This is a genomic window from Bartonella sp. B10834G3 (assembly GCF_016102505.1).
GTDB lineage: Bacteria > Pseudomonadota > Alphaproteobacteria > Rhizobiales > Rhizobiaceae > Bartonella > Bartonella choladocola.
The window spans coordinates 87,587-109,770 of sequence record NZ_JACFOM010000005.1 but is presented as its reverse complement, the minus strand read 5'-3'; the positions used below and the strand labels follow the sequence as shown (position 1 = coordinate 109,770).

At 47.3% G+C, this 22,184-nt stretch carries 19 protein-coding genes; 14 read left to right on the top strand and 5 right to left on the bottom strand.

The window, feature by feature from the left end:
- Positions 1 to 15 precede the first annotated feature (15 nt).
- The 7 genes from leuB to H3S94_RS11465 all read left to right on the top strand — a co-directional run bounded on the left by leuB (position 16) and on the right by H3S94_RS11465 (position 7,003).
- Complete coding sequence (leuB, locus tag H3S94_RS11495) at positions 16 to 1,128, top strand: 3-isopropylmalate dehydrogenase (RefSeq protein ID WP_198231696.1); 1,113 nt, start codon at positions 16 to 18, stop codon at positions 1,126 to 1,128.
- A 675-nt stretch (positions 1,129 to 1,803) separates the two neighbouring features.
- Positions 1,804 to 2,838 carry an aspartate-semialdehyde dehydrogenase gene (locus tag H3S94_RS11490; RefSeq protein WP_077972742.1) on the top strand — a complete coding sequence of 345 codons (1,035 nt, stop codon included), beginning with the start codon at positions 1,804 to 1,806 and terminating at the stop codon, positions 2,836 to 2,838.
- 726 nt (positions 2,839 to 3,564) lie between these two features.
- A complete protein-coding gene (locus tag H3S94_RS11485; protein WP_077993762.1) occupies positions 3,565 to 3,750 on the top strand; it encodes a hypothetical protein in 186 nt (61 codons plus the stop codon).
- A gap of 249 nt (positions 3,751 to 3,999) precedes the next feature.
- A complete protein-coding gene (locus tag H3S94_RS11480; RefSeq protein ID WP_198241153.1) occupies positions 4,000 to 4,830 on the top strand; it encodes a MetQ/NlpA family ABC transporter substrate-binding protein in 831 nt (276 codons plus the stop codon).
- Complete coding sequence (locus H3S94_RS11475) at positions 4,824 to 5,870, top strand: methionine ABC transporter ATP-binding protein (RefSeq protein WP_369805751.1); 1,047 nt, start codon at positions 4,824 to 4,826, stop codon at positions 5,868 to 5,870. Before H3S94_RS11480 ends, H3S94_RS11475 begins: the two co-directional genes overlap by 7 nt.
- Entirely contained in the window at positions 5,863 to 6,522 is a 660-nt protein-coding gene (locus H3S94_RS11470) for a methionine ABC transporter permease (RefSeq protein ID WP_198231744.1), read from the top strand. The genes H3S94_RS11475 and H3S94_RS11470 overlap by 8 nt, the downstream gene beginning before the upstream one ends.
- Before the next feature lie 28 nt (positions 6,523 to 6,550).
- Positions 6,551 to 7,003 carry a hypothetical protein gene (locus H3S94_RS11465; protein ID WP_198241152.1) on the top strand — a complete coding sequence of 151 codons (453 nt, stop codon included), beginning with the start codon at positions 6,551 to 6,553 and terminating at the stop codon, positions 7,001 to 7,003.
- Positions 7,004 to 7,618: 615 nt separating this feature from the next.
- Here H3S94_RS11465 and H3S94_RS11460 read toward each other — a convergent pair.
- A complete protein-coding gene (locus H3S94_RS11460; protein ID WP_198241151.1) occupies positions 7,619 to 9,928 on the bottom strand; it encodes a Tex family protein in 2,310 nt (769 codons plus the stop codon).
- Between the two features lie 158 nt (positions 9,929 to 10,086).
- On the opposite strand from H3S94_RS11460, the gene H3S94_RS11455 reads away from it, so the two are divergent.
- The gene (locus H3S94_RS11455) at positions 10,087 to 11,202 is read left to right on the top strand and encodes an alkene reductase (protein WP_198241150.1); all 1,116 of its coding nucleotides are present in this window, start codon (positions 10,087 to 10,089) and stop codon (positions 11,200 to 11,202) included.
- A gap of 78 nt (positions 11,203 to 11,280) precedes the next feature.
- Here H3S94_RS11455 and H3S94_RS11450 read toward each other — a convergent pair whose 3' ends face one another.
- The 3 genes from H3S94_RS11450 to H3S94_RS11440 form a co-directional block, all read right to left on the bottom strand.
- Positions 11,281 to 12,252, bottom strand: coding sequence for a WD40 repeat domain-containing protein (locus H3S94_RS11450; RefSeq protein WP_198241149.1), 972 nt, complete (start codon positions 12,250 to 12,252; stop codon positions 11,281 to 11,283).
- Between the two features lie 16 nt (positions 12,253 to 12,268).
- Positions 12,269 to 13,363, bottom strand: a complete 1,095-nt coding sequence (locus H3S94_RS11445) for a GTP-binding protein (protein WP_198241148.1) — start codon at positions 13,361 to 13,363, stop codon at positions 12,269 to 12,271.
- 87 nt (positions 13,364 to 13,450) lie between these two features.
- Positions 13,451 to 14,194 carry a creatininase family protein gene (locus H3S94_RS11440; protein ID WP_198241147.1) on the bottom strand — a complete coding sequence of 248 codons (744 nt, stop codon included), beginning with the start codon at positions 14,192 to 14,194 and terminating at the stop codon, positions 13,451 to 13,453.
- Between the two features lie 166 nt (positions 14,195 to 14,360).
- Here H3S94_RS11440 and H3S94_RS11435 point away from each other — a divergent pair, with 166 nt between their 5' ends.
- Positions 14,361 to 14,840: a MarR family winged helix-turn-helix transcriptional regulator gene (locus tag H3S94_RS11435; RefSeq protein WP_077993776.1), complete on the top strand. Its 480-nt coding sequence runs from the start codon at positions 14,361 to 14,363 to the stop codon at positions 14,838 to 14,840.
- Between the two features lie 337 nt (positions 14,841 to 15,177).
- Positions 15,178 to 16,203 (top strand): LacI family DNA-binding transcriptional regulator, encoded by a 1,026-nt coding sequence (locus H3S94_RS11430; RefSeq protein WP_077993777.1) that lies wholly within the window; start codon positions 15,178 to 15,180, stop codon positions 16,201 to 16,203.
- A gap of 426 nt (positions 16,204 to 16,629) precedes the next feature.
- Here H3S94_RS11430 and H3S94_RS11425 read toward each other — a convergent pair whose 3' ends face one another.
- Positions 16,630 to 17,397, bottom strand: a complete 768-nt coding sequence (locus H3S94_RS11425) for a gamma-glutamyl-gamma-aminobutyrate hydrolase family protein (RefSeq protein ID WP_198241146.1) — start codon at positions 17,395 to 17,397, stop codon at positions 16,630 to 16,632.
- Positions 17,398 to 17,713: 316 nt separating this feature from the next.
- On the opposite strand from H3S94_RS11425, the gene H3S94_RS11420 reads away from it, so the two are divergent.
- The 4 genes from H3S94_RS11420 to H3S94_RS11405 are packed head-to-tail and all read left to right on the top strand — an operon-like array spanning position 17,714 to position 22,078.
- Positions 17,714 to 19,006 (top strand): Re/Si-specific NAD(P)(+) transhydrogenase subunit alpha, encoded by a 1,293-nt coding sequence (locus tag H3S94_RS11420; RefSeq protein WP_198241145.1) that lies wholly within the window; start codon positions 17,714 to 17,716, stop codon positions 19,004 to 19,006.
- Positions 19,006 to 19,416 carry a proton-translocating transhydrogenase family protein gene (locus H3S94_RS11415; protein ID WP_198231706.1) on the top strand — a complete coding sequence of 137 codons (411 nt, stop codon included), beginning with the start codon at positions 19,006 to 19,008 and terminating at the stop codon, positions 19,414 to 19,416. The genes H3S94_RS11420 and H3S94_RS11415 overlap by 1 nt, the downstream gene beginning before the upstream one ends.
- An 11-nt stretch (positions 19,417 to 19,427) precedes the next feature.
- Positions 19,428 to 20,828, top strand: a complete 1,401-nt coding sequence (locus tag H3S94_RS11410; protein WP_077993785.1) for an NAD(P)(+) transhydrogenase (Re/Si-specific) subunit beta — start codon at positions 19,428 to 19,430, stop codon at positions 20,826 to 20,828.
- A 47-nt stretch (positions 20,829 to 20,875) separates the two neighbouring features.
- On the top strand, positions 20,876 to 22,078 hold the full coding sequence (locus H3S94_RS11405) for an NnrS family protein (protein WP_198231707.1): 1,203 nt from the start codon (positions 20,876 to 20,878) through the stop codon (positions 22,076 to 22,078).
- Positions 22,079 to 22,184: the final 106 nt, after the last annotated feature.

Sequence of the window (22,184 nt, the reverse complement as noted above, 5' to 3'; positions counted from 1 at the left end):
GAGGGCGCAATCGTTATGGCTTCCAGAAAACTATTTCTTCTTCCCGGCGACGGAATCGGCGTTGAGTCGATGGCCGAAGTGAAAAAAATTATTGCTTATATGGATAAAGAACTCGGACTTGATTTCGAGTGCGAGGAAGGGCTTGTCGGGGGTGCCGCCTATGATGCTCATGGTACGGCAATTTCTGAAGAAGATATGAAACGGGCTTTGGCGGCCGATGCGGTGCTTTTTGGTGCTGTTGGCGGCCCGAAATGGGCAAAAGTCCCTTATGAGGTGAGACCTGAAGCGGGGTTGTTGCGGCTGCGAAAAGATCTCGGTCTGTTTGCCAATTTGCGACCGGCCATTTGCTACCCTTCGCTTGCTTCGGCTTCATCGCTTAAACGCGAGCTTGTAGACGGGCTTGATATATTGATTGTACGCGAATTGACAGGCGGCGTCTATTTTGGCGAACCGAAAGAAATCATCGACCTCGGCCATGGGCAAAAACGCGCAATTGATACCCAGATTTACGACACTTACGAGATCGACCGCATTGCAAGGGTCGCTTTCGACCTTGCACGCACCCGCAAAAACAAAGTGACTTCTCTTGAAAAACACAATGTCATGAAAACCGGCATTCTCTGGAACGAAGTCGTTACCGAGGTTCACGACAAGGACTATAAGGATGTAACGCTTGAACATATGCTGGCTGATTCCGGTGGCATGCAATTGGTGCGTGCGCCCAAACAGTTCGATGTTATTGTAACCGACAATCTTTTCGGTGATATTTTCTCCGATATCGCGGCCATGCTTACGGGCTCGCTCGGCATGTTGCCTTCTGCCTCTCTTGGCGAAGAAGACAAGAAAACCGGCAAACGTCATGCGCTTTACGAACCGGTTCATGGTTCCGCTCCCGACATTGCCGGAAAAGGCATTGCCAACCCTATCGCAATGATAGCTTCACTTGCTATGTGCCTGCGCTATTCTTTCCTCATGGGGGCTGAAGCCGACCGGCTGGAAAAAGCGATTTCTGCCGTTCTTGATGATGGTGTGCGTACAGCCGACATTTATTCGGAAGGCATGAAAAAAGTTTCAACCAGTGAGATGGGTGACGCCATTTTGCAAAAATTCAAAACTATGGTTGCTTGAAACCCGCTTCCAATCGGGTTTATTGAAGGCGATCTTGCGGGAGAAACCGAACTGTCTTCCCGGCCGGTCAAATTCAAATAATGCCGCTGAATATCGGTTAAATGAGCTTGTTTTATTCGGCCAAAGCAGGCGGCTACAGAATGTAAAAGCAATAATGTAAAAACAATAAGGCGGTGGAAAAACACCGCCTTTTTTTAAATTTTGCACCCGTTTTCTTGTGCTTAAAAAATGGCAAACTGACACAATCCGTTTTCTAAAATTTCATTCCTCGATCATTCGGTTAAGCGGTCCCGCTTTTTTTTAAAATATCTTTTATTTTTTCTTTGTAAGTTGAATTTTCATAAAACCTCCATAAGTTCCAAGAAATTCAACATGAAAAACAGGCGATTGTTGTTGTGTTTCTTGACAGAAATGCAAAATAAGTTAAAAGCGATGTGGTCAAGGAGTTTTTAAATGGACTTTACTCGCTTCCATAGCTATCGGTTTCCAAGCTGCAATCGCGGCTTCGATAACTGCTGCGCCGCCTTGACAATTATTGGCCACAAAAAAACGACAAAGAAAATTATCTGACGTCCCTTGGCCAACCTGCTCTCTCCCGGGTCCGGCCCGGGGGGTAAGCCTGACGGCCGCCGGGCTTCTTCACAAAACACGGAGAGAGACAGGAGTTCTGATTAAATGGGTTTTAAGGTTGCTGTTGTTGGTGCCACGGGAAATGTTGGACGGGAAATGCTCAACATTCTTGAAGAGCGCGGTTTTCCGGCTGATGAAGTTGTACCACTCGCCTCGCATCGGTCATTGGGAACAGAAGTTTCTTTCGGTGACAAAACACTGAAAGTAAAAGTTCTCGATAATTACGATTTTTCCGACACCGATATTTGCCTGATGTCTGCCGGTGGCAATGTTTCCAAAGAATGGGCACCGAAAATCGGCGCGGCCGGTGCTGTCGTTATCGATAATTCTTCGGCCTGGCGTTATGATATTGATGTTCCGCTCATTGTTCCGGAAGTCAATCCGGATGCTATTGACGGCTTCAAAACACACAATATCATTGCCAATCCGAACTGTTCGACAGCCCAGCTTCTGGTTGCCCTAAAACCGTTGCACGATGCCGCAACCATCAAGCGCGTTGTGGTTTCAACCTATCAATCGGTTTCGGGTGCAGGCAAGGCCGGAATGGACGAGCTTTTCGAGCAATCCCGCGCGGTTTTTGTGGCTGATCCTATTACGGTACGCAAATTCACGAAACGTATTGCTTTCAACGTTATTCCCCATATCGACGTATTCATGGAAGACGGCTACACCAAAGAAGAATGGAAAATGGTTGCCGAAACCAAGAAAATGCTCGACCCGAAAATCAAACTTACTGCTACTGCCGTTCGTGTTCCGGTTTTCATCGGCCATGGCGAGGCAGTCAATGTCGAGTTTGAAAAGCCCATCAGTGCTGATGAAGCCCGCGAAATCCTGCGCAACGCCCCCGGCTGTCAGGTTGTCGACAAGCATGAGGATGGCGGCTATATGACACCTTATGAATCAGCCGGAGAAGACGACACATTTGTCAGCCGTATCCGCGAAGATATTACCGTTGAAAACGGCCTGTCTTTCTGGGTTGTTGCCGATAATTTGCGCAAAGGTGCTGCTCTTAATGCGGTGCAGATTGCCGAACTTCTGATTGCGCGCAATCTGATTACACCCAAGAAAGCCCAAGCATAAAAGCTTGTCGTCACAAATTATTCCGGCTTTGCGCTTCAAAGCCGTTTAAAAAAACCATCCCCTGTAGAGAACCTTTACAGGGGATATTTTTTGAATTGAAAGCATGGCGAGGGCTTTGTAATTTTCACCCAAAGTTTGTTGACTTTCTCGTGCAGATTGTCACCGGTCACCTTTCATTGTCACCGGTCATCTTTCAAAGGCGGGATTTCTTTTAATTATAAAGTATAAAGCCCTGCTTTTACCGGCCTGACCTTTCAAAAAAGATTTTTAAAATAACATTCACACTGTTATTGACGAGAATTGCCGGTCGGAAAAATGCGAGAAAAATTTTATAAAAAGATTTTTTTAAAAAAGCTGAGTTCCAGATCAATCTGTCGGGCAATAGAGAACAAAAACATAAAATATCCGATTTCAAATGAAGTGCACAACAGCTTGCAAGCTCGAATGACCGGCTTTACCCGATAACGCCCGAATTGGAATTGCCGACTCATAAGAAATGTCGCCGCTTTGAAGGAATTTGAAGTCAATCCACGTTTTTCATGAGCAAATGTCACCGGTAACAAACAATTTAAAACCATTTTAAAAATCAAAACTGCGGCTAATTGGCATTTTTTGCCAAAAGATATTTTTTTTACCTTTGCAACAATCACGATTGTATATAAAACAAAATAAAGAAAACCATGCAGAAATACCGGTCAATCAACCGGTAATATGTGGAGGCAAAAAATGTTACGTGCTGTTGCACAGGCGATATTAGATTGTGCCGGTTATATCACCGCACTTTTTATTCCTGAAGATGCAACGAATTTTGACTTCATCCGTATGGGCGTAGCACTTGTCATGTTGATTTTATTCTCGATTCTTTGCTGGCTACTTCCCCAGCTTTTTCATAATGGCAAGCGGCCTAATTAATTTGCGAAAAATATTTTCATCAATTTGATTGTTTATAAAAAAATCATCCTGCAACTGAACTGATAGCTATTGAAAATGTTGCTTGGTTTTTATACCACTTCCGTTAAAACAGAATGGCATACTGGTCATGAGCTCCCGGTTCTTTTTAAATCCGGATTGGGACTTTATCAGGCCGATCAACAAACCGGAATTTTTCAGCCTATGTTTTGAGATGAAACATTCTGAAAATTAACACGAAGGGTTTCAACAATGTTTCTCGATAAGATCAACAGACGTACAGTTCTAGGACTTGCTTTTTCTTTTGCCACTTTTGCAAGTGTTTCAACTTTAGCGCCGGTTCTGGCTCATGCCGCAGATAAAACCAGTATCAAGCTTGGAACAATGGAAGGCGAAGAATCGGAAGTCTGGAAGGTTGCAGCTCAGGAAGCCAAAAAACAGGGCCTCAACATTGATCTTGTTTTTTTCTCCGATTACGCCTTACCGAATGAAGCCGTCAATTCCGGTGATATTGACGCAAATTCATTCCAGCATAAACCCTATCTCGACGCACAAATCGAACAGCGTGGCTACAAGCTTTCTGTCGTAGGCTATACGGTGCTTTTCCCGATGGGTGTCTACTCCCACAAAATCAAAGACTTGAAAGAGCTTCGTGATGGTGCTGTCGTCGGCGTTCCCAACGACCCGTCAAATGGCGGCCGCGCCTTGCGGCTTCTGAACGATATGGGGCTTATCAAGCTCAAAGACCCGAACAATGTTCTTGCCACCAAACTCGATATTGTCGAAAACCCGAAAAAACTCGAAATTCGCGAGCTTGATGCCGGTATGCTCGGTCGCGCCATTGATGATTTCGATATTGCCATTGTCAATACCAACTGGGCTTTGACCACTGGCCTCAAACCTGAAAAAGATGCGATTGCATGGGAAAAGTCCGAAAACAATCCCTATAACAATATCATTGTCGTACGCACCGCCGATAAAGACGAGCCATGGGTGAAAAAACTCGTTGCTGCCTATAATTCGGAACCGGTTCGCGCAAAAATCAAGGAAGTGTTTGGCGTTACCGCCCAGCCATTATGGTAAATTCAAAAATGGGTTCAACATCCGAACCAATCATATCACTTAAAAATATCAGCCGCCGTTTTTCCCGAACGGCGGCCGTTGACCATTTGTCACTCGATATTGAAAAAGGCGAAATTCTCGGAATTATCGGGCGCAGCGGCGCCGGTAAATCGACGCTTATTCGCTGTCTCAATGGTCTTGAACGTATTGATGAAGGACAAATCTTCTTTGAAGGCCATGACGTTTCGCATTTGAGTGAAAGCGAATGGGCGCCCTATCGTCAACGCATCAGCATGATTTTCCAGCATTTCAACCTGTTGTCATCGAAACGTGTGATCGACAATATTGCATTGCCGCTAAAGCTTGCCGGTGTGCCGAAAGAAAAGCGCCGCGAACGGGCTATGGAACTTATCGAACTTGTGAGCCTCAAAGGTAAAGAGCTGCATTTTCCGGCAGAGCTTTCCGGCGGGCAAAAACAGCGCGTCGGCATTGCCAGAGCATTGGCGGCAAATCCGAAAGTGCTCCTATCCGATGAGGCAACGTCTGCACTCGATCCGGAAACAACCCAATCCATCCTTGAATTGATTGCCGATATTAATAAAAGGCTCAACCTCACCGTTGTTCTGATTACCCACGAAATGGAAGTCGTAAGCTCCATTGCCAATCGTGTTGTTGTGCTTAACAAGGGAAAAATTGTCGAAGAAGGTCGGGTAAGAGATATTTTTGCCTCTCCGCAAGATGATACTACCATTGCGATGCTGCGCATTGTGACACCGCAATTACCGGCCGAATTTGCCAAAAGGTTGAAGCCCGAAGGAGATGAAGCCGTTATCGAGCTCAATATTGCCGGTGACGTGGCAAGAGAGCCATTCCTGCACCTCATCGAATATGAAAGCGGACTGATTCCGCGTATTCTTCACGGCGGCATTGATACGATTCAGGGTGAACCGGTTGGCCGTTTCTTTTTAGGCCTTCCGGCAAAAGACAAAGACAAACTTGACAAGGCGGTTTCCTGGCTTATCAAGCATGGTCGCTATTGCGAGGTTCTCGGTTATGTATGATGTCCTTTCAAAAGAATTGCCGAAAGCAATTATAGATACCATCATCATGACGGTGAGTTCTTCGCTTATGGCGCTCATTCTGGGGCTGCCGATCGGCCTCATCCTTTATATGACCGCAAAGGGAAGCCTGTTTCCCAAAGAAAATCTCAACAGGTTACTGAGCTTCCTCGTCAATTGTGTGCGCGCTATTCCGTTTATCATTTTCGCTTTCTATCTTCTTCCCGTGACGCGCATTGTTGTTGGAACCGGTGTTGGCATCAGATCTGTTATTTTTGTGCTGATATTATCGGCGACACCACTTTATGCACGTTTGGCAGAACTGTCATTTCGTGGAGTTGACAAGGGACTTGTCGAAGCTATCCGCTCGATGGGCGCTTCACGGATGCAAATTGTTACCAATGTCATTGTGCCGGAATCATTTTCAAGTCTGGTGACCGGCTTTACTGTGATGGTTATTTCAATTATTAGTGCAACATCGCTTGCCGGTTTTCTGGGGGGTGGCGGTCTTGGTGACATGGCTATCCGCTATGGCTACCAGCGCTATAATCCGGAGATTATGAACATCGTTATCGGTGTTCTGATTATCATGAATCTGGTTGTGCAATCCTTTGGCGACCGTTTGGCGCGCAAGCTTGACCGCTCGAAACGTTAGCTATTTCACTTGGAAAACGGGAGGAAGAATGATGAAAGATAATAATAGACCGAAGACAAATTTTGTGTCCATCGCGCCGATTGCCACTTTAATTGCCGCTTCCATGCTGCTTTCCGGCTGTGGCGGACGCGACGCCCATCCGGTCGCTTTGACCAATCCGAACGACAGTGTCATGGATTGTGCAGGTATTTCACGAGAATTTCACGCCAATGAACGCCAGATTCAGGCAGTCATCCATGAGCGCACAAATGCACAAGGAAAGAATGTTGCATTGGGGGCAGCCGGTATTTTCTTCTTTCCTGCGTGGTTTTTTATGGATCCGAAATCGCCGGAAAGAGTGGAAATTGATGCCTTGCGCAATCGTAACGGCGTGTTACAGGAAATCGCACGCACCAAAAACTGTGCTCCTATGCAATCGCAATTGACGGAAGCCTATAAACAGCTAGACAGCCAAAAAGCGGCTAAGCCCCAAAAGAAATAAACAGAAAAAAATTGATTAAAATAAAAGGCCGGTTAAACCGGCTTTTTATTTTTATTGCGTTCTTGTTTATTCATGATTGCCCATAATAGCTTGATCTTGGAATGCAACAAAACAGGCAAAAGAACAAAACACCGGCTTTATAAATAGAAATTCGGTTTTCCTGAAACGATGTCCGTTTTTATCATGACCTAAAAACTTTCGGGGGTGCACACAAGCGCCGGAGACGCACTTAAGCGCGTGCCTATCAGCCTTTACGGTTTCTTTGGTGTTTATCCCGATTGTCGCCTGCAAATCTTTAACAGAAAAGGTTTTGATTAATGGAGACCTTCTCAAGCTCTGATAAACAAGACAAATGCCTTTCGGCACAAAGCCGGAAGGCACAGCCCTTTCCGATGATGATTCAGGCCTTGTCCGATCATAAAAAGCCTTGCCCGATCATAAAAAGTCTTGTCCGATAAATCTTTTTGCCTTTTTCAAAACAGGCAAATTTCTTCTTTTAAAACACAATCATTCTTCGCTCGGAAATCAGACACAGTTATTTTCTCATCGACAAAGCGCGCATGTTAAAAAAATTCCGGTTTACCCCTCGAAATTTAATAATTGTGGCGGCGTTTTTTAATGGCGTTTGCGCAATGCTTCTGCAAGAGCCGAACCGAAACTGCCCTCTTGAGAAACCGGCTTTTTATTTTTCATATTATGCAAGTGATTACGTTGCGAATTTTCCGGTGAAGCGGCTTTTGCACGACTATCCGGATTATCGGGATGTTTTTTCATGCTTAGCGAGATGCGTTTGCGTGCTGGATCAACATCAAGCACTGTCACAGAAACAATATCTCCGGCTTTTACCACTTTATGCGGATCACTCACATAAGTGTCGGCAAGTTGCGAAATATGGACAAGTCCGTCTTGATGCACGCCTATATCGACAAATGCTCCAAAATTGGCGACATTGGTCACGGTTCCTTCAAGCTTCATCCCCGGTTTGAGGTCCGAAATCTCGTCGACACCTTCGGCAAATGTTGCTGTTTTGAATTCCGGCCGCGGGTCACGACCGGGTTTTTCAAGTTCGCTCAAAATATCTTTAACAGTCGGCAAGCCGAACCGCTCGTCGATAAATGTTTTCGGGTCAAGTTTTTTCAAAGCTGCACTATCGCCCATCAAGGAACGCAAGTCACGGCCACATGCAGCGACAATCTTGCGTGCAACACTATAGGCTTCCGGATGCACTGCCGAAGCATCAAGCGGTTCGTCGCCATTGCGGATACGCAAAAAGCCTGCGCATTGCTCGAATGTTTTTGCACCGAGCCGTGGTACCGACTTCAACCCGTTACGATTTTTGAACGGGCCATTTTCATCACGATAAGCAACAATTGCATCGGCCAATGATGCCCCCACCCCCGAAACACGGGCAAGCAGAGATGGCGAAGCGGTGTTAAGGTCAACGCCAACGGCATTCACCGCATCTTCGACAACACCGTCTAAAGCTCTCATCAGCTCGAACTGGTCGACATCATGCTGATATTGCCCGACACCGATAGATTTCGGTTCGATTTTAACCAATTCGGCAAGCGGATCCTGCAAACGGCGTGCGATCGACACGGCCCCGCGCAATGACACATCAAGATCGGGAAATTCGTTGGCTGCAAGTTCGGACGCCGAATAGACAGAAGCACCGGCTTCTGAAACAATGACTTTTGTCGGCCGCGGCGCTGGTATATGTTTCAACAAATCGCCAACAAGCTTTTCTGTCTCGCGGCTTGCTGTGCCGTTGCCGATGGCGATAAGATCAACCTGATGTTTTTTAATGAGAGCGGCAAGTACTGCCTCTGCACCACGAACATCATTTTTGGGCGGGAACGGATAGATGGTTGCGGTTTCCTTGAGTTTTCCGGTTTTATCGACCACTGCAACCTTGACACCGGTGCGGATACCCGGATCAAGCCCCATTGTTGCTCTTTCACCCGCCGGTGCAGCCAATAAAAGTGCTTTGAGATTACGGGCAAAAACAGCAATTGCTTCTTCATCGGCTCGTTCATGCAAATCGCGCATGAGATCAAGTGAAAGATGTAAAGATAGCTTTACCCGCCAAGCCCATAAGGCGACACTCACAAGAAAAATATCTCCGGGAAGCTGATTGCCGATTTGATAGGCCTGTTTGATAAGTTTTATGACCGGTTTTTCGCCATTTGGAATATCCTCGTCAACTTCAATGTCAACATTCAGGATTTCTTCGTTACGCCCGCGAAACATTGCCAATGCGCGATGGCTCGGCACAGTCGACCATTTTTCTCTATGGTCAAAATAATCGGAAAATTTCGCACCTTCCTGCTCTTTACCGGCAACAACCTTGGCATGGATAAAGGCATGTGATTGCATATAGTGTCGTAAATTTCCGACCAGTTCGGCATTTTCCGCCATGGTTTCCGAAATAATATCGCGGGCACCGTCAAGAGCAGCTTTGACATCGGCAATTTTGTCATTGATATAATCTTTGGCAAGAAGCTCCGGCTCTTCCTTGCGGTTTTTCAGAATTTCTTCGGCAAGTGGCAATAAGCCGTTTTCTTTGGCAATTTCGGCACGGGTGCGCCGTTTCGGCTTGAACGGAAGATAAAGGTCTTCCAATTCTGCTTTCGAGCTTGCTTTTCTTAAAGATTCTTCCAGTTCCGGAGTAAGCTTGTTCTGTTCGCGAATTGCTTGAATAATCGCTTCACGGCGTGCTTCCATTTCACGAAGATAAATGAGCCGTTCCGACAACAGGCGCAATTGTCCGTCATCAAGGCCGCCGGTTACTTCCTTGCGATAGCGGGCAATGAAGGGAATGGTTGCCCCCTCGTCAATGAGGCCGATAGCGGCAGCAACCTGTGATTGACTTGCCTTGATGTCGCCAGCAATTGTTTGGCAGATTGATTGCGCAATTGTCGTCATTCTCTTTACCAGATTCGTTCAATTTTAAGGAGAGATTACGGATCGCGAACCAGAACGCAACCGTAATTCTTCCCCCTCATAAAAATTAATCAAGCCCTTTTTAATCTGGCTCATTCACCTTATGTTTAAATTTGCAGCCAAAATGAAAGGGGCTTTTCATGACATCACTTTTTGACCCGATCAAGGCAGGAGACCTTGTTCTAAAAAACCGCATTGCCATGGCGCCGTTGACTCGCGCTCGTTCGCCCAATGCAACACCCAATGATTTGAACGTTGTCTATTATCGCCAACGTTCGACCGCCGGTCTTATTGTCTCTGAAGGCACGGCCATTTCACAACAGGGACAAGGCAATATCGACGTTCCGGGACTTTACGAAAAAGCCCAACTTGCCGGCTGGAAAAAAGTAACCGATGCCGTTCATGAAGCGGGCGGCAAAATTGTTGCCCAGCTTTGGCATACGGGACGTATTTCCCACAGTTCACTGCAACCTTCAGGAAAACCGCCTGTTGCCCCTTCTGCCCTTCAGGCAAAAGCCCGAACCTATATCAAAGACAAGGATGGTCAGGGCGAATTTGTACCGACATCGACACCACGTGCATTGGACGCATCCGAAATCCCCGGCATTATCGACGATTATCGCAAAGCTGCGCGCAATGCTGTAGACATTGCCGGTTTTGACGGCGTGGAAATTCACTCGGCCAATGGCTATTTGCTCGACCAGTTCCTGCGTTCCGGCTCCAACCATCGTACCGACGAATTTGGCGGTTCGATTGAGAATCGTTGCCGTTTTCCGCTGCTTGTTGCCGAAGCCGTTGCAAAAGAAATCGGCGGTGGCAGAACCGGTATCCGCATTTCTCCGGTAACCCCTGCCAATGATGCCCATGATCCGGATCCGCAGCCGCTTTTCGATTTTTATGTCGATGCTTTGGCAGCCTATGAGCTTGCTTTCATCCACCTCATTGAAGGTGCAACGGGAGGCGACCGCAATTATACCGAAGCCGATTATGCATTCGACTATAAGCGTTTGAAACACGTCTATCGCGATGCCGGTGGAAATGGAGCATGGATGGTCAATAATGGCTATACCGCCGAAATGGCTGAAAAAGCTGTAGGTTCCGGCTATGCCGATATTGTATCTTTCGGCCGTCCGTTTATTGCCAATCCCGATCTTGTCCGGCGCATCAAAGAGCATGCTCCATGGAACGAGGTTGACCAGACAACACTCTATGGCGGCAATGAAAAAGGCTATACCGATTACCCGACTTTGGGATAACCGGTTCGAGCGTTTAAATAAAAACCACCTGCGCGAGGCAGGTGGTTTTTTTATTCACAAAAATTCCGTTTTTGGCTTTCAGGCAGAAATATCGATAATGCCTGCTTCTCCGCTTTCGGAGCCGAATGCCAGCCGATAGCCTTTATCATCCCAGGTCATGGTTGAAATGGCGCCTTTTCCGGGACGGCGCAAAAGCACTTCCTTTGCATCGGCAAAGCGGATGAACAAAATCATACCGTCATTAAAACCGGCAGCAACAATGTCTTCTTCCGGATGGCAGCACACACATGTGACCATGGCATCGGCACGGGTACCGAGTTCAAGGGGGGCTTTTCCCATCGGGCCGTCTTTCGCCTGAAACGGCCAGACAATAGCTGCCGGAGCGCCGGAAGTGGCAAGCCATTTGCCTTTGGCACTCCATGACCAGCTTTTAACCTTTGCCGGATAGCCGCTCATGCGCAAATGCTGTTCGTCACTCAACCGCCATCCATGCAACGCATTTTCTTGCATCGAAGAAATGACATAACGGCCATCGGGCGAAAATGTAACCGCAAAATGTGCGCCTTTCCATGTAAGGTCGGTGGGCTTTGTGTCGGCACCAAGCCAATGCAATGTCACACCATTATATCGTGCCACCGCAAATCTTAGACCTTTTGGTGCAAAAGCAAGATCTTCCACACTGCGCTCGTGATCGAACTCCTGAAGCCCTTTGCCGCCATCAGCCCATGCCGTGCGTGAAAAGGCAAAGGCGTAAGAATTGTCGGGACCGGCTGCAACCGATGTGATCCACTTTTTTTCATGGCGGGCAAGTTCTCGACATTGAAGAGCACTTGACGTGCGGCAAATCCGGCCATCTTCACCACCGGTAATCACCGATTTCTTGTCTCTCGATAAAGCAACAGAGGCAATCCCTTGATGTGCCTCGACCACTTTTTGTTTGTCGCCAAGCAGGGTGATTTCACCATTTGCTGTCACAAAGACCGGTTGGTCATCTAAAAATCCCGCAAACAGGCAATAGCTGTCGAGGTCACAATGTGCAATTGTCGGCATAGATTCCTCTCAAAAATCAGGCACAATTCTCGAAACCGGCTTTGAGCTTTTCGGCATCAAGTTTGCGGCCGATAAAGACCAGACGGCTTTCATGCTTTTCGCCTTCTTTCCAGGGTCTCTGGCTGTCGCCTTCCAAAATCATATGGACACCTTGCACAACATAACGGTCTTTATCGCCTTTGAAAGCGATAATGCCTTTAAGTCTTAAAATATCCGGCCCCTGTGTCTGGGTAATCTGCTGGATCCACGGGAAAAACTTGCCCGGATCAAGCTCGCCCGCCCGTAACGAAACCGATTTCACCGTTACATCATGAAGGGCTGCCCCATGGACATGTTCATCCCCGTCATGGTGGTGATGTTCGTGGTCGTGGTCATGATGATGGTGGTGGTGGTCATGATCGTGGTCGTGGTCGCATTCCGGCCCGCAAACATGCTCTTCTTCCTCGTCATGATCGAGAAAATGCGGGTCATTTTCAAGGGCACGGCTCAAATCGAACGCTCCGCGATCAAGCACTTCGTTCAAATCGACATTGGAGCGTTGTGTGCGAAAGATAACAGCAGCAGGATTGATTGCGCGTATTGTTGCTTCAACATCGGCAAGTTCCTGCGGGGTAACGAGATCGGTTTTGTTCAAAAGCACCACATCGGCAAAAGCAATCTGGTCTTCTGCTTCGCGGCTGTCTCTCAATTCCAACGGCAAATGTTTTGCATCAACCAGCGCGATAACAGCATCAAGCTGCGATTTTGCCCTGACATCATCATCCATGAAAAATGTCTGTGCAACCGGAACCGGATCGGCAAGACCGGTTGTTTCGATAATGATACCGTCAAACCGGCCGGGACGGCGCATCAAACCATCGACAACACGGACAAGGTCGCCGCGCACTGTGCAGCAGATACAACCATTATTCATCTCGTAAATTTCTTCGTCGGATTCGACAATCAGATCATTATCAATGCCGATCTCGCCGAATTCATTGACAATGACAGCATAATGCTTGCCATGATTTTCTGTCAAAATCCGGTTGAGAAGCGTGGTTTTTCCAGCTCCCAGATAGCCGGTCAACACGGTTACCGGAATTTTACGGGGTGTGTTTTCAGTCTCGCTCATAGCATGACCTTTCAAATGACGGGAATTTTTACTGTTGTCGATATAGGCTATCCCGATGCCGATTTCCACCTTTTGAAGGGTAACCTTCTACGAAAGATCGTCAACGTCAAAAGCAAACATGTCTTCAACGAGTGCGCGAAAACCTTCCATCGCGTGATCGAATATCGCTTTCCCTGCCTCTCTATTTGCGGCAAGTGCATTTCCTGCCGCACCCGATCTATTGATATCCGCCATTTTCCAACCGAATGGAAATGGCCCGTAAGCCCGCAGATATTTGAATTTTTCTTGAAGCTCTTTTTGCCAATTGGAAAAATTTTGCGCTTTTTCCATGTTGACCGTTTCGGGTGCAAGATAAAGCATAAGCGAGGTTTCGATAAAGCCTGCATGAATATCAAGGGCTTTTTCCTCGACCGTCATCAAACCTTCAGGAAGACCGAAGCGTCCCCAACTGGTGGCGACAGCAAGCATTTTGAAACGACAGCGCAATTCGGTTATAACAATATTCATCAATGGCGAATTGCCGCCATGGGCATTGAGAATAAGAAACCTGTCTATTCCGTTTTTGTAGCAATCGGCACCAATTGCAACCCACCGGTCTATTGCTTGAGAATATCTAAGTGTTTTCGTGCCTTCACGACCACCATGTTCAATTGAATAACCAATATCCTCAACCTTTAGTGTAATAATTTTTTGTCTATCACAAGATAGTTTTTCAATATTTTTGGCAAATGCTTGTGCGATTACAGCATCTGTTGTGAGCGGCAAATGCTCGCCATGATATTCGTGAGCACCGAGTGGTAAAATGGCAATTGTTTTATCTTTTTTTTCCACTGTCTCAAATCCTGATAAAATTCTTTCTTCTTTTTTAAATACAGTTTTGTTATCTTTTTAAAACTATAGAATAAAATGCACCTCAACGCGCAGAAACGAATCAGACTGGAATACTATACGCAATCAGATAATTCTTTAGAAACGTCTTCGGGGAGACATAACCTAAATGATCGAGAAAAACCAGATACCGGCACTGGACATCGTTCAATCCACTGCCAGAATGATGAAAACGTTGTTAGCACGTCGGCTTTATGAATTCGGCTTATATGCGGGGCAAGACCGGATAATTCTTTCACTGGCTTTGAATGATGGCCAGTCTCCCGGAAGTCTGGCAAAACAACTCGGCGTAAAACCGCCTACAGTGACAAAGACAATTGCACGTTTGCAAGAACAGGGGTTTGTTACCAAACGCGGTTCGCATAAGGACCAGCGCCAGCTCCATGTGTTTCTGACGAAAGACGGCCACAAGGTTGTAAAGCTTATCGAGGCGGCTATTGCTGCAACCGAACGCGATATTACCTATGGTCTTAACGAAAATGAACATGTCACTCTTCTTAAATTATTGGGACGTATTCAAAAAAATGTGGAAGAACAACAATTGGAATTATCCAATATCTATGCCGAAAATGAAAACGGCATATTCTAGCCTGATGAATAAATGAACGAGTGATTGACGGATGATAAGGAGTGGTCAATTTTTTTAATTCTCTCCTTATCTTTTCATATCTCCTCTCTTTATTTTTTCAATATATCGTCTGCTTCGTTTTGCTTTGGTTGCAATTAAAATACCGGTTGTTTGGAAATAAGCTTTCATCTTCCCCGAATATAACGCAGTTTTGTTTTGAAAACCTTGTTTAAAACGCCGTTTCCTATGTGCTGTATCCGGTTTTAGGCTTTTCTCGAACCGGACAAGGGGCTATCTATTCCATTGGCATGAGGTTGGGGGAACCTCGATCAATTCTATCTCAAGAGGATGAGAAGCGTTGGCGCAAAAAATCAAACTTTCCACAATTGCCGATGCATTGAATGTATCGACTGCTACGGTTTCGCTCGCACTTCGTGACAGTCCGCTCGTTGCCGACGATACGCGTGAGAAAATCAAGAATTATGCACGTAATATCGGCTATATTTATAACAGACGCGCAGCAAGTTTGCGGACATCGCGATCAGGCATTGTCGGTGTCGTCGTCCATGACATTATGAATCCGTTTTTTGCCGAAATCTTGCGCTCTATCGAAACAGAGCTTGACCGTTCGCGCCAGACATTCATCCTTTCCAACCATTACGACCAGTTGGACAAGCAACGCAATTTTCTGGAAACGCTTCTCCAGCTTGGTGCAGATGGTGTCATTATGTCACCGGCAATCGGAACCCCTGCAAAAGACATTGAAATGGCACAAAATAACGGTTTGCCTGTTGTCTTTGTCGCCCGCCATGTCGAAGGGGTCGACGTACCGGTTTTCCGTGGTGATGATACTTACGGCATTTCTCTTGCCACCAACCATCTTATCTCGCTCGGGCATAAATGCATCGCCATGGTTGGCGGTACAGATTATACCTCGACAGGCCGTGACCGTTATGAAGGCTATCGCCATGCCATGCAACTTGCCGGACTTGAGGTCAAACCGGAATGGCGTCTTGAAGGACCGCGAACCAAACAGGCAGGCTTCGAGATTGCTCCGCAATTTCTGGCACTCAAAGATAAACCCACTGCCGCTGTCTGCTTCAATGATCTTGCCGCAATCGGCTTGATGAACGGGATTGCCCGTGCGGGCCTTGTTGCAGGACGGGATATTTCTGTGACCGGCTATGATGATCTTGAGGAAGCGGAAATCGCCACCCCCGCACTCACGACAGTCTGGAATGGTCAGCGGGAAGTCGGAAGACGTGCAGCGCGTGCTCTCCTTGACCTTTTAAACGGTATTGAAGTCAAAAACGGTCACGACCTCATTAAACCGGAACTGCGCATTCGCCAGTCAACCGGCCGCATGGTGCCGCGAAAAGACTGAAAAACCCGAAATCTCCGATATTTTAGAATGACTTTTGCTCAACGTCAGGCAGCGAACTTTTTTGCCCGCTTCCGTTCCTTTCACAATAAAATTGGAGTGCATCGTGAAAAAAGAGGGGCAAGATTAAAAATCGAACCTTAAGAATGGCGAAATTTTTGTTGGCAGGCCGCTAGCCAATCGCGGAAATGCAATCAAATTCCTTTTAAAGCCACATAGCGGGAAAGCGATCGAATTTCTCTTAAATATATATAATTGATTGCTTTTACATGGCCGCAAAGTTCTTTAAACAATGCTATAACGGCTTTGGAAATCAAGAATTATCCATTCCGGAACAGAAATAAAAAGTGGCCGCAATCTTGAACGGATTTTTACTTTCTCGATGTTGCCCTGATTGCACAAGGGGTTTTTACATTTCTTAAGTGCGTGTTATTTTTCAAGACGTTTATCTTTATGATGATGCACTGCCGCACCGAATGCCTTGAATATTTTATTGGATGCCTCGTCACTGGTTGCCCAATATTCAGGGTGCCATTGGACGCCAAGCGCAAAAGATTTTGCGTCCTTCACACTGACAGCTTCAATTGTGCCGTCGGGGGCTGTCGCTTCGGCAACAAGACGCGGCGCCAACTTATTGATTCCTTGCTGGTGAACAGAATTGACCATGATTTCACCAGTTCCTACTATTTTTGAAAGCGATGTATTACCGCTCACGTGAACCGGTTGCCTGATGGCGAATTTTTTGTCACTGTCATTTTTATCATTCGCTCTATGGTCGAGCTTCCCCGGTATTTTTTGTAGCGACGGTGAAAGCGTTCCTCCGAGAGCGACATTGAGTTCCTGTATGCCGCGGCAGATTGCAAGAAGCGGCAAACCTTGCCTGATTGCAGCGTCAATGAGAAAAAAAGATGTTTCGTCACGGGAAAAATCGAACGGTTCATGGTCAGCTGTTGCCGTTTCACCATAACGCGCGGGATTTACATTGGATTTTGCGCCGGTGATAAGAACACCGTCAACCACCGCAAGGATAGACTGGACATCGGCATCCCGCCCAAGTGACGGCACAATAAGGGGCGCAACATCGGCTACCTTTGAAGCCGCTTCAAGATATTGTTGAGGCGCACCATGCCAGACATAACCGTCAAAACAAGGGCAATCTGCCGGCACAGCTACAAGCGGTTTTAAACAGTCAGTCATTGGTTTTGCCCTCAAGCTCTTTGACCAGCCATTTGACCAATATTTTTGAAAAACGGACTTTTGTCAAATGTGCAATTTTCTAAATGCAATGACTTTGATTTTAAATTCAATCATTTTGATGAAGACTTTTTGTGGACTTTTCAAAAGCCTTAGCGCGAAATGCGAAATTTTATCAAAAACACTGGAAATGATATGGTTTTACCGTTAAAACTAAACCGTTTCAATTTTTTCGTGAAATAATCCGGCATTGTGAATAGGTGGGGAGAAAAGACTGTCAAAAGCAGCTTCTCTTTCCGAAAACTCAAGGAGATAACATTTGGGTCAAACAATTTTTGTTGCCAAAGAAACAGCCGAAGGGGAAACGCGCGTTGCCGCGTCTCCGGAAACTGTCAAAAAGCTTATCAATCTCGGCTATGATGTGTCGGTCGAGAAAGGTGCCGGTCTCCAGTCCTTGATAAGTGACGAGGACTACAAGGAAGCCGGTGCAAAAATCGTTGGTGCGAACGAGGCAAATAAAGCCGACATCATTTTGAAATTGCGCCGTCCGGATGCCAAAAAAATATCCCTCTATAAAAAGGGTGCCAACCTCATCGGCATTCTTGATCCATTCGGTCACGAGGATGATGTCAAGGCCATGGCCAAAGCCGGACTGAATGCTTTTTCAATGGAATTCATGCCGCGCATTACGCGTGCACAAGTCATGGATGTTTTGTCATCACAGGCAAACCTTGCCGGTTATCAGGCAGTGATTGATGCCGCCGAATATTATGACCGCGCCCTTCCCATGATGATGACGGCCGCAGGAACCGTTCCGGCTGCCAAGGTTTTTGTTATGGGCGCCGGTGTTGCCGGTCTTCAGGCCATTGCCACCGCGCGGCGTCTTGGTGCATCTGTTACGGCAAATGACGTGCGCCCTGCGGCAAAAGAACAGGTCGCTTCCCTTGGTGCAAAATTCATCGCCGTCGAGGATGATGAATTCAAAGCTGCCGAAACGGCTGGCGGCTACGCCAAGGAAATGTCGAAAGAATATCAGCAAAAGCAAGCGGCTTTGACTGCCGAGCATATTGCCAAACAGGATATTGTTATTACAACCGCGTTGATTCCCGGTCGTCCGGCACCACGCCTGATTACCAAGGATATGCTTAAAACCATGCGTCAGGGTTCGGTCGTGGTTGATCTTGCCGTTGAAAGAGGTGGCAATGTCGAAGGCGCTGTCGCTGACAAGGTTGTTGAAGTCGAAGGCGTTAAAATTATCGGCTTTACCAATGTTCCGGGTCGCATTGCCGCCACCGCTTCCCAGCTTTATGCACGCAATCTTTATGCCTTTGTCGATATTATGACAAACAAGGAAACGAAGGCATTTACCATCGACCGGAATGACGAGCTTGTTAAAGCCACATTGCTTACTTTTGACGGTCATGTTGTTCATCCCCGCTTTGTAGAAGAATCGGGTGAAAAAGACGCCGATAAGAAACCTGTTCCGGCAAAAACAACCGCGGCAAAAAAAGCCGATGAAAAGGTTGAAAAACCGGCAAAGCATACATCGTCAAAATCTAAAGAACCGGCCGCCAAAGCCGATAAAAAACCAAATGAAAAAGGAGCCAAATAATGTCTAACGAGGCTCTCGACAAAGCCCTTCAAGGTCTCGATCAGGCCATTGCTGCCGTGCGTGAAGCAGGCGGCCAAATTTCCAATAATGCGGCTGAAGCCGTTCACAATGCGACAGGCGGTGTTATTGACCCGTTCATTTTCCAGTTTGCGATCTTCGTACTGGCGATTTTTGTCGGCTATTATGTTGTCTGGGCCGTCACGCCAGCTCTCCACACACCACTCATGGCTGTTACCAACGCAATTTCTTCGGTTATCGTCGTTGGTGCGCTGCTTGCTGTCGGCCTTTCGGCTTCAGGTCTGGCAAGCACTTTCGGTTTCATCGCTTTGGTACTTGCAAGCGTCAATATTTTCGGCGGCTTTCTCGTTACCCAGCGCATGCTTGCCATGTACAAGAAAAAAGATAAGTGAGGCTTGAATCTATGAGTGTTAATTTTGCAGCCTTCCTTTATCTCGTCTCCGGTGTCCTGTTCATCATGGCACTGCGCGGACTTTCCCATCCGACAACCAGCCGCAAGGGCAATGCCTATGGCATGGTCGGCATGGCTGTTGCCATCATCACAACATTATTGCTTGCCCGCCCTAGCTTTGGCGGTCTTGTCCTTATTATTATAGGTCTTGCCATTGGTGGTGCTATCGGTGCAGTCATTGCCCGCCGCATTGCCATGACTGCAATGCCGCAACTTGTTGCCTTTTTCCATTCGCTGGTCGGCCTTGCTGCTGTTATGGTGGCTGCCGGTGCGCTTTATTCGCCGCATTCCTTCGGCATTGGCGAAATCGGCTCTATCCACGGGCGGGCACTTGTTGAAATGGCAATCGGTGTTGCAATCGGCGCAATCACTTTTACCGGTTCCATCATTGCGTTCCTGAAACTTGATGGGCGCATGTCCGGTAAACCGATCATTTTGCCGAACCGTCACCTCATCAATATTGTCCTTACAGTGGCAATTGTTCTCCTCATCGCAACGCTTGTCGGAACCGAAAGTCATCTGGTTTTCTGGCTCATTGTGCTTTTGTCACTTGTTATCGGTGTCACATTGATTGTGCCGATCGGTGGCGCGGATATGCCGGTTGTTGTTTCCATGCTCAATTCCTATTCGGGATGGGCTGCCGCAGGTATCGGCTTTACACTCGGAAATATGGCTCTTATCATCACCGGTGCGCTGGTTGGTTCATCGGGGGCTATTCTTTCCTACATTATGTGTAAAGGCATGAACCGCTCGTTCATTTCCGTGATCCTCGGCGGTTTCGGTGGCGAAAGCGCCGGCCCTGCCGGAAATAATGAAGTGGAACGCCGTCCTGTCAAACAGGGTTCGGCTGACGACGCCGCATTCATTATGAAAAACGCCAATAAGGTCATTATTGTACCGGGATATGGCATGGCCGTTGCACAGGCTCAGCATGCATTGCGTGAAATGGCCGACAAGCTCAAGGAAAACGGTGTCGAAGTCAAATATGCCATTCATCCGGTTGCCGGTCGTATGCCCGGTCACATGAATGTGCTGCTTGCGGAAGCCAATGTGCCCTATGACGAAGTCTTCGAGCTTGACGATATCAATTCCGAATTTGCCGAAGCAGATGTTGCTTTTGTCATTGGCGCCAATGACGTGACCAACCCTGCCGCCAAATCGGATCCATCTTCGCCGATTTATGGTATGCCGATTCTCGACGTGTCGAAAGCGGGAACAGTTCTGTTCCTGAAACGCGGTATGGGAACCGGCTATGCGGGCGTTGAAAACGAACTGTTTTTCCGTGACAACACCATGATGCTTTTTGGCGATGCCAAAAAAATGGTCGAAAGCATTGTCAAAGCCATGGAATAAACCTTAAAATGCCGCCATCAAGGCGGCATTTTTTTTGAGGAACGATCATGGCAAGTTCAGCCGAACAGATGAGAGCGTGGCAAGGCCCGGCACTTTTGAGTTACGGTTATCGTCCGTTTTTTCTGTTTGCTAGTATCTGGGCTGTATTCAGCCTGTTTATCTGGATTTTCCTTTTTTCCGGCAAAGATGTGCTGGCAATCGGGATTGATCCGTTTTCCTGGCACGCCCACAGCTTTCTTTTCGGTTATTTATGGGCCGTCATTGCCGGTTTTTTGATGACTGCCGTTCCCAATTGGACCGGTCGTTTGCCCATTGTCGGCTGGCCGCTTTTGGGTCTCGTATCCTTGTGGCTTATCGGGCGCATTGCCATGGTGCTTTCATCCGATCTGCCTGCGACAGTAACAGTCGGGCTTGATTTGCTGTTCCCGTTTCTTTTTACCATCGCAATCGGCCGCGAAATTATTTATGGAAAAAATTGGCGCAATCTCAAAGTGCTTATTTTGCTTGTTCTGCTTTTCTGCGCCAATCTGATTTTCGACTGTGAAGCTTTCAATGGTGTCTATGCTGCCGATGGTTATGGTGCACGTCTTGCCCTTGCCATTGCGGTTTTCCTCATTGCCATTATTGGCGGCCGGATTGTGCCAAGCTTTACGCGTAATTGGCTTGCCAAACGCGGGAACACAAAACTGCCGGCTCCCCACGGGCGCGTCGACCAAACCATTATGATCTTTACGGCTATTTGCCTCGTTTTGTGGATTCTTTTTCCCGATACGAAATTGACTGCCCTATTATGCGGCCTTTGTGGCATTGCCAATCTTTACCGTCTTCAAAGGTGGCGGGGTTTGGCAACTTTGAAAGAACCGCTGGTTTTTGTGCTTCATGTCGGCTTTCTGTTTATTCCGCTAGGGTTTATCGCTTTGGCGCTTGGCACATTCGGAATTATTCCGGGGGGGCGCGCACCTGTACAACATTTATGGATGGCCGGTGGCATCGGTATGATGACAATGGCCGTTATGACGCGTGCAAGCCTTGGCCACGCAGGCCGCCCGCTTACGGTTTCCTGGCCGGTTGTGCTGGTTTACCTTGCACTTTTCCTATCGGTCTGGCTGCGGCTTTTTGCCGGCATTGCCGATAACAATCTGCCAACACTTCACCTTGCCGGAACTTTATGGATTCTGGCTTTTTCAGGTTTCGTCGTTCTCTACTGGAATGTCCTCACCAAACCGCGCAAACCCCGCGTTCCGAATTGACATGGATGATCGGAAATACCCGTCGCTATCATCTTTTTTACGGCGACATTATAGGCTTCCGCCTTTCACCCTTTCTCGGAAGATAATTTAGCGCATTTGCACCTAT